14 protein-coding genes and 1 tRNA gene are annotated in these 14,443 nt (G+C 62.5%); 7 read left to right on the plus strand and 8 right to left on the minus strand.

Features of this window, described 5'->3' with window-relative positions; translation table 11 throughout:
• Positions 1–67: 67 nt before the first annotated feature.
• Entirely contained in the window at positions 68–805 is a 738-nt protein-coding gene (locus tag P3T18_RS25235; protein WP_429302689.1) for a pentapeptide repeat-containing protein, read from the plus strand.
• A gap of 703 nt (positions 806–1,508) precedes the next feature.
• On the opposite strand, the gene P3T18_RS25240 is transcribed toward P3T18_RS25235, so the two are convergent.
• The 3 genes from P3T18_RS25240 to P3T18_RS25250 form a co-directional block, all read right to left on the minus strand.
• Positions 1,509–1,835 (minus strand): hypothetical protein, encoded by a 327-nt coding sequence (locus P3T18_RS25240; RefSeq protein WP_429302690.1) that lies wholly within the window; start codon positions 1,833–1,835, stop codon positions 1,509–1,511.
• 196 nt (positions 1,836–2,031) lie between these two features.
• Positions 2,032–2,742, minus strand: a complete 711-nt coding sequence (locus P3T18_RS25245; protein ID WP_429302691.1) for a peptidoglycan DD-metalloendopeptidase family protein — start codon at positions 2,740–2,742, stop codon at positions 2,032–2,034.
• A gap of 253 nt (positions 2,743–2,995) precedes the next feature.
• Entirely contained in the window at positions 2,996–3,904 is a 909-nt protein-coding gene (locus P3T18_RS25250; protein ID WP_429302692.1) for an aldose epimerase, read from the minus strand.
• 136 nt (positions 3,905–4,040) lie between these two features.
• Here P3T18_RS25250 and P3T18_RS25255 point away from each other — a divergent pair, with 136 nt between their 5' ends.
• The 3 genes from P3T18_RS25255 to P3T18_RS25265 all read left to right on the plus strand — a co-directional run bounded on the left by P3T18_RS25255 (position 4,041) and on the right by P3T18_RS25265 (position 5,693).
• The gene (locus tag P3T18_RS25255) at positions 4,041–4,205 is read left to right on the plus strand and encodes a hypothetical protein (RefSeq protein WP_429302693.1); all 165 of its coding nucleotides are present in this window, start codon (positions 4,041–4,043) and stop codon (positions 4,203–4,205) included.
• 273 nt (positions 4,206–4,478) lie between these two features.
• Positions 4,479–5,309, plus strand: coding sequence for an undecaprenyl-diphosphate phosphatase (locus P3T18_RS25260; protein ID WP_429302694.1), 831 nt, complete (start codon positions 4,479–4,481; stop codon positions 5,307–5,309).
• 310 nt (positions 5,310–5,619) lie between these two features.
• Positions 5,620–5,693, plus strand: a tRNA-Arg gene (locus P3T18_RS25265).
• 109 nt (positions 5,694–5,802) lie between these two features.
• Here the strand turns inward: P3T18_RS25265 and P3T18_RS25270 are convergent.
• Both P3T18_RS25270 and P3T18_RS25275 read right to left on the minus strand, forming a co-directional pair.
• Positions 5,803–6,186, minus strand: coding sequence for a DUF427 domain-containing protein (locus P3T18_RS25270; protein WP_429302695.1), 384 nt, complete (start codon positions 6,184–6,186; stop codon positions 5,803–5,805).
• 261 nt (positions 6,187–6,447) lie between these two features.
• Positions 6,448–8,031 (minus strand): acid phosphatase, encoded by a 1,584-nt coding sequence (locus tag P3T18_RS25275; protein ID WP_429302696.1) that lies wholly within the window; start codon positions 8,029–8,031, stop codon positions 6,448–6,450.
• Positions 8,032–8,386: 355 nt separating this feature from the next.
• On the opposite strand from P3T18_RS25275, the gene P3T18_RS25280 reads away from it, so the two are divergent.
• Complete coding sequence (locus P3T18_RS25280) at positions 8,387–9,664, plus strand: cytochrome-c peroxidase (protein WP_429302983.1); 1,278 nt, start codon at positions 8,387–8,389, stop codon at positions 9,662–9,664.
• A gap of 15 nt (positions 9,665–9,679) precedes the next feature.
• Here the strand turns inward: P3T18_RS25280 and P3T18_RS25285 are convergent, their stop codons facing one another.
• Positions 9,680–9,919 carry a hypothetical protein gene (locus tag P3T18_RS25285; RefSeq protein ID WP_429302697.1) on the minus strand — a complete coding sequence of 80 codons (240 nt, stop codon included), beginning with the start codon at positions 9,917–9,919 and terminating at the stop codon, positions 9,680–9,682.
• Between the two features lie 274 nt (positions 9,920–10,193).
• On the opposite strand from P3T18_RS25285, the gene P3T18_RS25290 reads away from it, so the two are divergent.
• A complete protein-coding gene (locus P3T18_RS25290; protein ID WP_429302698.1) occupies positions 10,194–10,583 on the plus strand; it encodes an RT0821/Lpp0805 family surface protein in 390 nt (129 codons plus the stop codon).
• A gap of 82 nt (positions 10,584–10,665) precedes the next feature.
• Positions 10,666–11,115, plus strand: coding sequence for an NUDIX hydrolase (locus P3T18_RS25295; RefSeq protein WP_429302984.1), 450 nt, complete (start codon positions 10,666–10,668; stop codon positions 11,113–11,115).
• Positions 11,116–11,123: 8 nt separating this feature from the next.
• Here P3T18_RS25295 and P3T18_RS25300 read toward each other — a convergent pair whose 3' ends face one another.
• Positions 11,124–12,029, minus strand: a complete 906-nt coding sequence (locus tag P3T18_RS25300; RefSeq protein ID WP_429302699.1) for a transporter substrate-binding domain-containing protein — start codon at positions 12,027–12,029, stop codon at positions 11,124–11,126.
• A gap of 219 nt (positions 12,030–12,248) precedes the next feature.
• Positions 12,249–13,958, minus strand: a complete 1,710-nt coding sequence (locus P3T18_RS25305) for a glutamine--tRNA ligase/YqeY domain fusion protein (RefSeq protein WP_429302700.1) — start codon at positions 13,956–13,958, stop codon at positions 12,249–12,251.
• Between the last annotated feature and the right edge of the window lie 485 nt (positions 13,959–14,443).

Consider the following 14,443-nt stretch of genomic DNA (forward strand, 5'->3'; position numbering starts at 1 on the left):
CGCGCGCTGCCATGGCCGCGCGCGTTCCGGTACGCTTTGGGTTTCCCGGAATCGATTCTGAACCTTCATGTCACTGGATTCAACGGCGCCGGCTTCGGGCACGCAAGCCCATGCCCAGGCCCATGTCATTACCGACGCTACCCTGACGCGCGCCGACGTGCAGCGCCTGATCGAAGCGAATCACGCCGGCAAGCAGGCGCTTCATTTCACCGATTGCGATTTCGAAGGCGCGGACCTGTCGCGACTCGACTTGCGCGGCGCCGAGTTTCATCGTTGCACGATCGTCGAGACCTCGTTTTTCAGCGCCTCGCTGTCGCACACGCGCTGGGTACGTTGCCGCGGGCGGCAGGCCGATTTCGCGTCGGCGGATCTGGTCGACGCCGCGTTTCAGTCTAGCGATCTGAACAACACGAGCTGGCGGCGCGCCAAACTCGCGTCGGCCTCGTTCCATAGCTGCAAGCTGACCGGCGCGAACTTCGAAGCCTGCACGGCTCTGGGCCTGAGCTTCGTCGAAACCTTGCTGGTGGGCGCGCATTTGCGCGGGCTGTCGTTTCGCAAAGCCACGCTGCAGCAACTCGATTTCTCCGACGCCGATCTGGCCGGCGTCGATTTTCGTGAAGCGGTGTTCGACGGCGGTAGTCTGAAGGACGCGCATCTGAAGGGCGCGCGTTTCGACGGCGCGGATTTGCGCGAAGCCGATCTGAGCGGCGTGCGTCTGGTGGACGCGGCGCTTTTCAAGGGCGCAACGATTTCCCATCAGCAGGCAGCCGTGCTTGTGACCGAGTTAGGTTTGCGCGTGATGTGATGACGGCATGCGTTTGCGTCGGAATAAGACAGCCGGCTGGCCTGAATGGACTGGTGTGAATAGTTAAATGCTTCGTCAATCGCGCTATATTGGTCTGCGGATTTTTGCGCACATAATTCGTCGGTAGATTAAATTAAATTAATCCGTTCGCCATCCGCGAATTATTTCTGCTGGAATGCGTTGATCGATTCGTGGTTCAATAGCGATTAAAACGCTGCAAGGGTGCGTTGGCGCACTAAAGAAAGTATCGGAAAGAATTGGCGGGCCGGCCTCCAGCGGCCCTAGCCCAAATCGGCCACGGGCCTTTCTTCAGGCTTAATGGCCGCTTTCCGTTAGATGTCCCGTTTATGCGGCCTGCCGGCAAGATTCGAGTTTTCAATGTGCGCGCGAGAATGGCGCAATGCGCCGTGAAGCATTGCGTATTTAAGCGTTTATTCTTCCCATTTTCTCTTCACGTATTGCGGACTCCGTACGCCGAGTCACATTTCTCGCGCAATTAATATATTGCACTTGAATAAACGGGTTGTTAGATTCCGTTCTGGCGCATGGTGAACCGGTCCTTTGCCGATATGCGCCGAACCCCCGTTAGCCCGGCCTCGAGCCGGGCTTTTTTTTATTCGACGCATGACGCGAATTACGTCAGTTCAATTGCAACGGCGTGATTGATCGAAGAATGCCCGCGGTCAATCGCGCATTGTGGCCATTACTGTTTGCAGCGGACCACCATCGAGCGGTTTTTGACGTTCGCTCCGAAAATGCCGCCGATCGTGCCGCCCGAGGTCGCGCCGTTGTCGACGTCTTTCGACACCACGTCGTAGCCATAGTTGCCGCATACCTGGCCCGCCTGCTTGTAGCACTCGGCCCAGCTGGAGCTGGCGTCGCTGCCGCTGCAGTTGATGGCGAAGCCGGTGTCGCCGCTCGGCAGGTAGGTCATGGTGGTGGTGCTGGAGCAGCCGCTCAGGCTGCCGAGTGTCAGCAGGCCAAGACCGATCGCCGCGGCCGTGGCCGCCGACGCAAATGCACTCTTCATTGCAGATTCCTTACTGATGACATCGAAGACGCGGCGCAAACCGCATCTCACGTCGGATTGATTAATGGCGCGCGAGGTTCCCCGGCCGCTGTTGCAGTTGGCGTGCCTGATCCATGCATGCGCATTTCAGAACGCCTGCAAGGACGGCTGTAAGGGCGTGTGCAGCGGCGCGCTTCCCGATGCACCCCGCCACCCATCAGCGCGGCGGCAGCGCCCGCGACGGGTCGATCGAACGACCCTGATAGCGCAACTCGAAATGCAGCATCACGCGATCGGTGTCGGTGTCGCCCATTTCGGCGATTTTTTCGCCGCGCGTCACGGTCTGACCTTCCTTCACCATGAGCGCACGGTTGTGCGCGTAGGCGGTCAGATATTCGGCGTTGTGCTTCAGGATCAGCAGATTGCCGTATCCGCGCAAGCCGTTGCCCGCGTACACCACGGTGCCGGGCGCGGCCGCCACGACGGGCGTGCCGGGCGCCGCCGAAATGTCGATGCCCTTCGAATTGTTGCCGTCGAAGCGCCGGATCACTGTGCCGTCGGCGGGCCAGACGAGCGAGATGGTCGACGCCGGCGCGGCCGATGGCGCCGTATCCGCCGGTGCCGGACGTGGCGCGGCCGACGCCGCGCCGGCGTTGCCACTACGTATCGCACCGCTCGTCGAGCTTGCGCCGCCCGGCGGCACCACGCGCAACACCTGTCCCACCTCGATGCTGTCCGGGTTGGTCAGATTGTTCCAGCGGACGATGCTCTGCACCGACTGCCGGTTGCTGCGAGCGATCTTCGACAACGTATCGCCACGTTCGACACGGTAGAACCCCGGACCCACCGGCGCCGACCCGCAGGCGACGAGCGCCGCGAGTAGCGACGCACAGGCGAGCCGCTTCATCATTCTTGTTGTTTCCAGCATTGGACCTCGCAAAGCGCTGCCGCGCGCCGATCCCGATCACGTGGCAGATGGGTGCAAAAGCGTCCGATTCTAACGGTTTTGCGTTGCAGCACCCGAAAAGCGGGCAGCGGACCGGCGAGTCGAGGCGGTCGGCCGACCGCATTTAGCCGCGGTCCGCCCTCGTGCTGGTCCGCAATTGGCAGGCGGCAAATGCCGTTGATTCACCCGCAACCGCCGCCCCGAACCGGCGGCCGGATCAATGCGCCGCCGGCGCTCAGCGCAGCTTGCCGACGCTGATGCGCAGCGCCGCCGTTTCGGTGACGCCCGGCGCGAGCCAGCGCAGGCCCATGCCGTTGTGGATGGCGTCGGGCAGACCCAGCCACGGTTCGACGCAGTAGAAGTCCGACTCCGCCGCTTCGGTCCAGGTGGTGACGGCGTACCACGGCAGCGACCCCGGCCGTTGCAGATCGATGGTGACGACCCGGTTCAGACCCGGCGCGATCAGACGGACGGGCTGGTCGGGCGTGCCTTTGAGGCAGTGGAAACGGTCGAGAATGCGTGCTTCGTCGAGCGTGTAGCGCGGCTCGCCCGGTTCCGCCGCGCTGATCGAACCGTCGGCCTGCTGGAAGCGTCGCTCGGTAGGCGGCAATTCCAGCGACGTTTCCGCGCGCTGCGTGTGCGGCAGGGTGAAGTAGAAGTGGTGGCCGGCGTAGTAGGGCAGCGGCGTGTCGCCCGTGTTTGTGGTGGTGAGCGCGACGTCCAGCGTATGCGCGTCGACGAGCGTGTAGGCGGCTTCGAAGCGGAAGCCGAACGGGTAGCCGGTGCGGGTCGCGTCGCTGTCCGTCAGGGTCATGCGCAGGCCGGCGCCGTGCACGTCGGCGTGAGCTTCGAAAGGCAGATCGCGCGCGAAGCCGTGCATCGGCAATTCACGCACCGTGCCTTCGGCGTCGCGCCAGTAGCCGATCTTGCCGTCGACGCGGTGCCTGCCGAGGAACGGAAACAGCAACGGATTGCCGCCGCGGATGCGCGCCGGCTGGCTCCAGTCCGGATTGTCCGGCCAATGGATGACCTCTTCGCCGTCGATGAGCCACGACAATAGGCGTCCGCCTGCTTGCGGCGCGAAACGGAGCACGGAGGTGTCCTGGGCGATCTCGAGAATGTCCTGTTGCGGTGAAAGCGGCATGGTCGATGGCTGATGGATGACGGTGGAAAATCGGTGCGACCCGCGTCGCGCAAGCGGCGGCGAGGTCACGCGAGAGGACGATTTTGCGCTGCTTTACGCTACGGGGAAACCCTTCTGGGGAAATTGCGGGTGTCGCATGACGGCGATCCTTGCCGATAATGGCCTCGACTGCCCGGTAACTTCGACGACCGGACGAGACGGCTCTGGAGGCTCAATGGATCTCGCAATGGCAATGGGTGTGGCTTTGTTCGGCATGTTTGCGGCGAGCACCGTCTACTTTTTCTACAAGCTGGAGCGCTGAGCGTCAGGTTCGCGCCGTCATGCCGAACGGCTGACGGATTGCGCCATCACTCGACATCGCATAGCGGGCTGCCGGTCAGGCAGCCCGTTTCTTTTTCTGCCGCGTAACACTGGTGTCGAGTTGTGACGCAGTGCATCATTATTTCCCCGAATGCGGCCTAAACGCTTGGCGCTGACATTGCAGCCAGGCATAATCGGTGCGCCTTTTGACGCGCCGTCTTTTCTCGTGCGGCGCGCTGCTCCCCGACATTTTCCTTACATAGAGGGTCGCCGCGTGAACCTGTCGTTTCTGATTTTCCTGAGTGTGCTGCAAGGCGTCACCGAACTGTTTCCGGTGAGTAGCCTCGGCCATACACTGCTCGTGCCGGCCGTGTTCGGCATGCATATCGACAAACACGCGCCGCAATTGCTGCCGTTCCTCGTTGCCTTGCACCTCGGTACGGCGCTCGCGCTCCTGTGGTATTTCCGCAAGCGCTGGTGTGCTCTGGTGCGCGGTTTCTTCGCCTCGTTCGGCGGCCGTCGCAATGACGACGCGCACATGATGTGGGCGCTGATCATCGGCACGATTCCGGCGGGTCTGGTCGGGCTGATTCTGGAGAAGCGCCTCGAGCGACTGTTCCACGATTTGCGCATCGTCGCGATCGCGCTGATCGTCAACGGCGTGCTGTTGTGGTTCGGCGATCGTCTGCAACGCTCGCGCGCGCATCAGGCGCCGGAGAAGCTCACGTTCCGCCAGGCGTTTTTCGTCGGTCTCGCGCAGATCGGCGCGTTGATTCCCGGCTTCTCGCGCAGCGGTCTGACGATGATCGCGGGTAACGCCGCGGGTCTGACGGCAGAGAAGGCCGCCGAGTTTTCGTTCCTGCTCGGCACGCCGATCATTTTCGCGGCGGGCATCCTCGAATTGCCGAAGCTTTTCCACGCGCCCGGCCAACTCGCCGACGCGCTGCTCGGCGGTGTGCTGACCGCAATCGCCGCCTATCTGAGCGTGCGTTTCCTGATGCGTTATTTCGAAGGACGCGGCCGTCTTGCGTCGTTCGGCGTGTACTGCGTGATCGCGGGCATTTTCTTCCTCGGCTGGTTCATGATGCATCCGCAGCCGGTGTGATTGCGCTCGTCGCGAGGCGTTGCACCGCATGGTGGCTCGCGACGCTCAAGTGATCGGTATATAATTCGGGCCCGGCTCAATGCGCCGGGCCCGTTTGTTTTGCGACGTGAGTTGGGCGAGGTGGCCGTGGACGAAATGCTGTCGTGCTCAACGTGTCATTTCCAGCTCACGGTCGCGTCGGTTAGAATTTCAGTGTTTCGTGAACACGGCGGCTGAGTGGCAAAACCAGGGCCGTGGTTCTTCAATACCCTTTAGCGGGTTCTCATTGCGGGTGATGCGCGTCGTGGTTCGTGCATCGCCTCACGTCAATACGGCAGTAGCTCAGCTGGATAGAGCATCGGCCTTCTAAGCCGAGGGTGGGGGGTTCGAGTCCCTCCTGCCGTACTTCAAAACGCCTGCTTCACCTGTCGTGTTCGCATGTGTCCTCGAGTACGCAGCGCACGATGCATCGCAGCCCGAAGCGCTGCGATGCTGGCGCGTCATCAGCTCGTCTTCAACCTGCCGCCGTCACCTCGATCGAATCGACCCGGTCCGGGTAGAACGCCAGATGCTGCGCTATTTCCTTCACCGGCGCATAGGGCGATTCATACGTCCACACCGCGTTCACCGACCGCTCGCCGCCGCCAGGAATGCTGTAGTACGCGCTATCGCCCTTATACGGGCAATACGTCGCGTGATCGGTGCGTTCGAGCAGGGTCATCTCGACGTCGTTGCGCGGGATGTAGTACACCGGCGGATACGACGCTTCACGCAGAACCAGCGCGTTGCGGGTATCGGCAATCACGCGCCCGGCAACCGTGACGACCACGCGGGCATTGCCCGGCTCGACGGTGATCGGATGGTCCGCGCCGGGGACCTTGATGGTTTTTTCAGTCATGCTGTCGTGCTCCTGGTGGGATGGACCAGCTTGCGGACATAGCGTGTCCTGCGTCGAAGCATACGCCGGTGACGAAAACGCGTCGCGCCGGATGTCGCCGTCCTCGCTCCTGGCTCCTTGCACCGCTCATGAGTGTCCGGAACGCGCGTCCAAAGAAAAAGGGCAGCCGAAGCTGCCCCGTCGTCGACTCGCACCGAGTCATCCGTCATTCAGTTCGCCCGGCTGTTGCATGGTGCTCGCCGGGCGCTGCGCCTCGGCTCTTTACTGCCTGATGTTCAGCGCGGCGGTCAGATCGCCCATCGGCTTGCTGCCGTTGCTGACCAGCGCGGCGTCGCGCGCGGCGATGCCCGGCAGTGTCGGCAGCGAGAAGCGATGCGTGATGAAGCGCAGGATCGACGTGGTGTCGTACTGCGTGTGATCGACGAAACCCTTCTTCGCGAACGGCGAAATGATGAGCGCCGGAATACGCGTGCCCGGACCCCAACGGTCGGCCTTCGGCGGCGCGACGTGATCCCAGAAGCCGCCGTTTTCGTCGTACGTCACGACGACGACCATGTTGTTCCACTGCGGGCTCTTCTGCAGATGCGCGATCACGTCGGCGATGTGCTGATCGCCCGATGCGACGTCCGTGTAGCCGGCGTGCTCGTTCAGGTTACCTTGCGGCTTGTAGAACGACACTTGCGGCAAGGTGCCGGCATCGATCGCCTTGATGAACTCGGAACCGGCGAGGCCGCCGTCCAGCAAATGCTGGCTGCGGTTGGCCGTGCCCGGCGCGAGGTCGGCGAAGTAGTTGAACGGCTGGTGGTGCGTCTGGAAATTCGGCGCCGTCAGATTCGCGCCGTAGACGACGTTCGGCGTGCCGTTCTGGATGGCCGCGATCGCCGCGTTCCATGCGCCGCCGTACCAGGCCCACGAGACCTTGGCGTTGTTCAGCAGGTCGCCGATATGCGTCGCCGTTTGCGGCGGCAGCGTGCTCGCGCTGGCCGGATTGGCGAGGTTGGCATCGCCGCCCGTGGCCGGTGCCACGGAACTCGGCTGATACGGCGGCTGCATCGTGTTGACCGCGTAGAAGTCGGGCGTGAGGTTGCCGGAATTCACGTACGCGGGCGGTCCGTCGATGGCCGACGCGGGCGACGCCGCGGTCACTTTCAGCGTGACGCCGTCGCTTTCCAGTGACGTAATCGAGGCGGCCGCCGGGCTCTTGTCGGCGTTCGGATACGTCGGCGTACAGGCGCAAACCAGCCACTGGTGATTCAGGAACGAGCCGCCGAATGCGCCCATGAAGAAGTTGTCGGCGAGCGTGTATTGCTGGGCGATCTTCCACAGCGGCAGCTTGTCGGCGTCGAGCGAGTAGTGGCCCATCACGAGGCCGCCCGAATCGGCCCACGCGGCGAACTTGTCGTTCTTGCCGCCGTTGATCTGCATCTGGTTCTCGTAGAAGCGGTGATACAGATCGCGCGTCGTGGCCGTGATCGGCGTGTTGAAACCCTTGGGATCGTCGATGGCGAACGGGCTGTTCGGCAGATTCACCGTCATCGCTTCCGTCACGACAGGTGTGACACCGGTCTGCGTCAGACCCTTCCATACGCGCGGCAGCGTCGCGAGCGGCGTGCCGTTGCGATCCACCTGTTGCGCGCTGGCCGCCGTCACATTCTGTAAGCCGTTGGCGCCGGGGAAGTTGCCGTAGAGATTGTCGAAGCTGCGGTTTTCCGCGTAAATCACCACGACGTTCTTGATCGACGTGATGTCGGGTTGCGGGGTGACTGTATCGCTGCCACCGCAGGCGTACAGGCTTATCGCTGCTGCGATCGCGATGGGCGTCGCGCAGATCAATTTCTTGTTCATCTTGTGTCTGTTCTCTCTCTCGCGTTGGGGACGGGGCCGCATGCATAACTTACACAGCGAGCCGCCAGTGAAAGTTTCGCAAGGCAATTTGACAGAAAGATGTAATTAATTACGAAATCATTCGATTGCGGTTTTGTCGTCGGCTGAATGTCATTTTGACGACATGTAATTGAAATACGCTCGCTGACTTCACTATCGCAACACTCACATCATTCATATGCGAAGCAGTCTGGCGGGGATTCGGAAAGCGGTACTTCAGATCGAAGCGCGGTACACAGGCGCGGCGGCCTCGACGCGCCGCACGACCGGCGGTGCGTGGCGCACGGCGAGCGTCGGCACGGTGTTGGCGGCGCTGATGGCAGCGGCCACGTTGACGGCGTGCGAGGACAAAGCGCCGTCGGCGGCGCGCGATGCCGGCGTGGCCGGACAGCAGGCGTCGGTGTCTGCGTCGGCCGTGTCCGTGCAACGCGTTGCCGCTCACGAAGCCGGCCAGTCGCGCGCGGAGGTCTACGAGTCGGTGCGGCAGATGACGGCGCTCGGCAAGCAGCTATTCTTCGACGCCTCGCTCTCCGGTTCGGGCAAGCTCGCGTGCGCGTCGTGCCACAGCCCGGATCACGGCTTCACACCGGCGAATTCGCTCTCGGTGCAACTCGGCGGCGACGACATGCACCGTACCGGCATGCGTGCCGCGCCGACGCTCAAGTATTTGCAGTCGGTGCCGGCGTTCGCCGAGCACTATCACGAGTCGGACGACGAAGGCGACGAAAGCATCGACGCAGGCCCGACCGGCGGCCTGACGTGGGACGGACGCGTGAATCGCGGCTCGGACCAGGCGCGCATTCCGTTGTTGTCGTCGTTCGAAATGGGCAGCACGCCCGCGAAGGTCACGGCCGCGGTCAAGGCGGCGCCCTACGCGCAAGATTTCCGCCGGGCATTCGGCGAACATATTCTCGACAACGAAGAGGCCACCTTCAACGCGGTGCTGCAATCTCTGGAAGCCTTCGAGCAGACACCCGAACTCTTCTATCCATACACCAGCAAATACGATGCGTTCCTTGCCGGCAAGGCGCAGTTGACGAAGGCCGAGTTGCACGGGCTGGAGATTTTCAACGACGAGCAGAAGGGTAATTGCGCAAGCTGTCACATCAGCCAGCGCACCAAAGACGGCGCACCGCCGCAGTTCAGCGACTTCGGTCTGATCGCGATCGGCGTGCCGCGCAATCGCGCGCTACGCGTGAACCACGATCCGCATTTTTACGATCTGGGCGGCTGTGGACCCGAGCGCACCGATCTGAAAGGACGCGCCGAGTTTTGCGGCATCTTCCGCACGCCGACACTGCGCAACGTCGCGTTGAAGAAGAGCTTCTTCCACAACGGCATCTATCATTCGCTGGACGAGGTGGTGCGCTTCTATGCCGAGCGCGATACGAATCCGGAAAAGTTCTATCCGGTCGTGAAGGGGAAGGTGCAGAAGTTCGACGATTTGCCGCAAATGTACTGGGCCAATCTGAACACCGATCCGCCGTTCGATCGCAAGCCGGGCGACAAACCCGTATTCGACGAAGCGGAAATCAAGGACGTAGTGGCGTTTCTGAATACGCTCACCGATGGCTACAAGCCGGCGGCGCAGTAACCGGGAGCGGCGCGCTCAGGCGTTCGCGCCGTTGAGAATCTGATAGCAGGCGAACAGCAGCAGGGCGAACGAGACCAGCATGCACGCCACGCCCGCGCGCGTCAGCAGATTCGGCCAGCGCGCGCGCGGCAGCGCGTCCATCTGCACGACGCGTCTGGCCAGACCCGGATCGCGGCCAATGGCGACGGGTACGAGCACGATACACAGCAGCGCGACGGCGGCCGTCAGGATTTCAAGCATTAGGATGACGTTCATGATGAAGGATGCGTGACGCGGTCGGTGCATTGGCACAATGTCGTCAAGCGTAAGCACGCGTCTCTTCGGAACCTATGAGACTTATCCTAAAAACATGACGGGGCCGACGCATGCCCGCCACGCCTTGTGTTGCAGTTGTGTTTAGATCGAGCACGACGCGTGCGCGCGCGAGACAATCTGCGTAGACACCATGCTATGCTTTTGGGGTCCAGATCGTGATCCGGCGCGTGCGCGCGTCTTGACCGACTGCCACACTCTTCGAGGAGAACCCTTCATGTCGATGCGAATCCGTGCCCTGTTTCACCTGGCCGCCGGCGGTGTACTGCTCGCGGGTGCGATCGGCGCGCAAGCGGCGAATCTCGGCTTTCTGAACGACACGCCGATCAGCTACATGAAGCAGCGCGATATCGACTCGGTCAAGAAGGCGGTATTCGCGGCGCTGAACGACAAGAAAGACGGCGAGAGTGCGACCTGGGTCAACGAAGGCACCGGCAACAGCGTGAAGATCGACGCGAATATCACCGTCGCGAGCACGGCGAAAGAGGGCGAGCGCACGTGCCGCGATCTCGGCGTCGTGCTGAATGCAAAAGGCCAGTCCATGAACCTGCGGCCGCAGTTCTGCCGGCAGGGCAACGGCCAATGGCAATTGCAGAAAAAGCATTGAGCATGCGTGCCGGTGGATCGGCGCCCGTCGCATCGCGGCTGGCGTCGAGCGAGCTTATGCGCGGCCATCCAGCGTCCCGATGATGAGCGCTCGGGTGGTCTCGTGCGGTGTCGTGCTGCTCGATCCCGACGGCAGGGTGCTGCTCGCGCATGCCACCGAAACGTCGCACTGGGACATTCCCAAAGGTCACGGGGAAGAGGGCGAGGCACCGCACGTCACGGCGCTGCGCGAGATGGTGGAAGAGACGGGTCTCGCGATCGAGCCAGAGCGTCTGAAAGACCTTGGGCTGTTCGTCTACCGGCGTGACAAGGATCTGCATCTGTTCGGCGCGCGCGCCACGGCTGCCGAACTGGATCTGTCGCAGTGCACCTGCACGTCGATGTTTCCGCGCCGCTCGGACGGCACGATGATCCCCGAAATGGACGCTTATCGCTGGACCGCGCCGGACCAGGTCGAGCGTTTCGCCAGCCGCAGTCTCACGCGGCTATTCCAGACCACGCTGTCGCTGGCCGAATTGCATCGCTCGTTGTAACGGCACGCTTAGTCGAGCGCGTGGTCGTTCGGGTGCGAGAACAGCGCGCGGTTCTGTTCCGACAGCGGGAAGTTCAGATTGATGCCGCGCGGCGGGATCGGCTGCGTAAACCATTGCCGATACATGCGTTCCGCATCGCCTGAAGTCTGACTGTGCGTAATCACGCCGTTCACGAGATTGCGGAACGGCTCGTCCCCTTTGCGGAACATGCAGGCATACACCTCGTAGCCGAGCGGCGTACCGTTCACGACGTAATCGTCCGGACGCGTGTCGGTGGATTTGAAGCCGTACACGATCGGCTCGTCCATCACGAAGGCCACGGCGCGTTCGTCCTTGAGCGCGGTGAATGCTTCCTGATGATCGCGCGCACTGGTAATGCGCATATTCAGATGCTTGTCCGCATTCAGACGGCGCAGCAGCCGCTCGTCCGACGTGCCCGCGGTGGTGACCACCGTCTTGCCGGCCAGATCCTGAAAGTCGCTGATACCGCTGCTTTTGCGCGAAATCATGCGTACTGCGTATTGGAAGAAGCTATTCGAAAACGCCACGACATTCTCACGCTCGGTCGTGTGGGTGGTCGAGCCGCATTCGAGGTCGATCTGGTTGTTCAGCAGCATCGGCGTGCGGTTCGACGAAGTGACCGTCACCTCGTGCACCTTGAGTTGCGGCATGCCGAGTGTCTTGCGGATTTCGTCGACGATTTGCAGCGCAATGGACTGCGAGTAGCCGACTGTTTGCGTGCCGTCGAAATAGGAAAAGGGAATCGACGCCTCGCGCACGCCGAGCGTCACGACGCCGTCGTCGTGGATTTTTTTGAGCGTGCCGGTGAGTTCTTCTGCCTGCGCGGATTGCGCGAGCGAGGCGGCGCAGACCACGCTCAGCGTCAGAAGCGCGAGGCGAGCGCCGCGCTTCATGCGAGTCGCCTTGAAATCATGCCCATGAAGCGTGTGCCTTCGAGAAGCGTGCCTCGGACTCGGCCCGCGGTCGGCTGCAGTTTTCATCGAACCTCCCGGAGCGGCGCGTGCAATCCTGCCGCGCTTTCAGTATAGATGGACCCCGAACGACAAAACGGCGTGCGCTCCTATCGGAACGCACGCCGGATTCAACGCCGCGCTGCCCGTGGCTGCGGCGATTTAAGCCGGCTTGCCCCAGCTGTCGCGCAGGCTGACGATGCGGTTGAACACCGGCTTGCCCGGCTTCGAATCCACACGGTCGGCGACGAAATAGCCGTGGCGTTCGAACTGATAGCGCTGCTCGGCCTGCGCGTCGCGCGCGCCCGGTTCGAGGTAGGCGTTGACCACGCGCTTCGAGTCCGGGTTGAGCGCTTCGAGGAAGTCGCGGCCACCGGCGTCCGGTTGCGCTTCCTTGAACAGGCGGTCGTAGATGCGCACTTCGGCCGGGCAGGCGGCTGCTGCGCTGACCCAGTGAATGTTGCCCTTGACCTTGTAGTTGTTCGCGCCTTCGGTGCCCGACTTGCTGTCCGGGAAGTAGTTGCAGTGGACCGCGACGATGTTGCCGTTCTCGTCCTTGTCCGCACCGATGCATTCGATCACGTAGCCGTAGCGCAGACGCACCTTGTTGCCGGGGAACAGACGGAAGTAGCCCTTCGGCGGCGTCTCGTTGTAGTCCTCGCGCTCGATCCACAGCTCGCGCGAAATCGGGAACTCGCGCACGCCCTGTTCCGGATGATGCGGATGGACCGGCGCGGAGCAGGGCTCGGTCACGCCTTCCGCGAAGTTGTCGATGATCAGCTTGAGCGGGTCGAGCACGGCGGCGATACGCGGCGCCTTCTCGTCCAGATCGTCACGCAGCGCGCCTTCGAACACGCTCATGTCGATCCACGAATCGACCTTGGTGACGCCGATGCGCTCGCAGAACAGCTGGATCGCGGCCGGCGTGAAACCACGGCGACGCACACCGACGATGGTCGGCATGCGCGGGTCGTCCCAGCCGTCCACGTGGCCTTCGTTCACCAGTTGCAGCAGCTTGCGCTTGCTGGTGATGGCGTACGTGAGGTTCAGTCGCGAAAACTCGATTTGCTGCGGCAACGGGCGCGTGAAAATGCCGGCTTCGGCGAGTTCGTTGAGAATCCAGTCGTACAGCGGACGGTGATCTTCGAACTCGAGCGTGCACAGCGAATGCGTGATGTTTTCCAGCGCGTCCGAAATGCAGTGCGTGTAGTCGTACATCGGGTACACGCACCACGTGTCGCCGGTACGGTAGTGATGCGCGAAACGGATGCGGTAGATCACCGGGTCGCGCATGTTGAAGTTCGGCGAAGACATGTCGATCTTCGCGCGCAGCACGTGCTCGCCTTCCTTGAACTCGCCCGCTTTCATGCGGCGGAACAGGTCGAGATTTTCTTCGACCGAACGCTCGCGGAAACGCGACGGCGTGCCGACTTCGGTGGCCGAGCCGCGATTGGCGCGCATTTCTTCCGCCGACTGGCTGTCCACATACGCCTTGCCGCGCTGGATCAGCAGTTCGGCGAATTCGTACAGCTTGCCGTAGTAATCACTTGCGTAGTAGAGCTGTTCCTGGCCGTCTTTTTCCCACTCGAAACCGAGCCAGCGCACGGAGTCGATGATCGAATCGACATATTCGACGCTTTCCTTTTCCGGATTCGTATCGTCGAAACGCAGATGGCACACGCCGCCGTAGCTGCGCGCCACGCCGAAATTCAGGCAGATGCTCTTGGCATGGCCGATGTGCAGATAGCCGTTCGGCTCGGGCGGGAAGCGCGTTTCGACGCGCTGGCCCCACTTGCCGGAGCGGTTGTCGTCGTCGATGATGTTGCGGATGAAATTGGATGCCGCTGGCGCGTCGTTGCGTTCGGTATTCATGCGAGAAGGTGAAAGTCTGTCGGGGGCGCGCAATGCGTCCACTTATCCGACAATTCTACCTGACGTGTTCCTTCGCGGCAGGCGAATGCGGCGTGCAGCCAACGTTCGAGCCGCTCGCGGGCGATTGCGGCGGCTATTGGGCGGTGCCGGCGGCGCTGTAACAGGAGGTAAAACGTTTTGTTCGCGCGGCCGCCGCCGTCTTAGGATGCGAGCGGCCGTGCTGCGGACCCGCGGCGGACCCGCGCGGCAACGATCTGGCGTCTGCGGATTTCGCGTTGTCTGGCGGTTTTGCGCGTATCGGGCGCGGGTTCCGCTTGCGCTGAACGGATGTCTTGCAGCGCATGCCATGACGTGATCGTCTGGTGCTGCATGGATGTCGTCGCGTGAAAGGTCTCGCATCGAAGCCGCGTGTAGAGCCCGCATACTGACGCCGCGCATAAAGCCCTTTCGCGCCCTGTGGTTATACGCCGCGCCGCCCGAATCGG

Source organism: Paraburkholderia sp. GAS199 (assembly GCF_050436585.1).
In the GTDB taxonomy this organism is placed as follows: Bacteria; Pseudomonadota; Gammaproteobacteria; order Burkholderiales; family Burkholderiaceae; genus Paraburkholderia.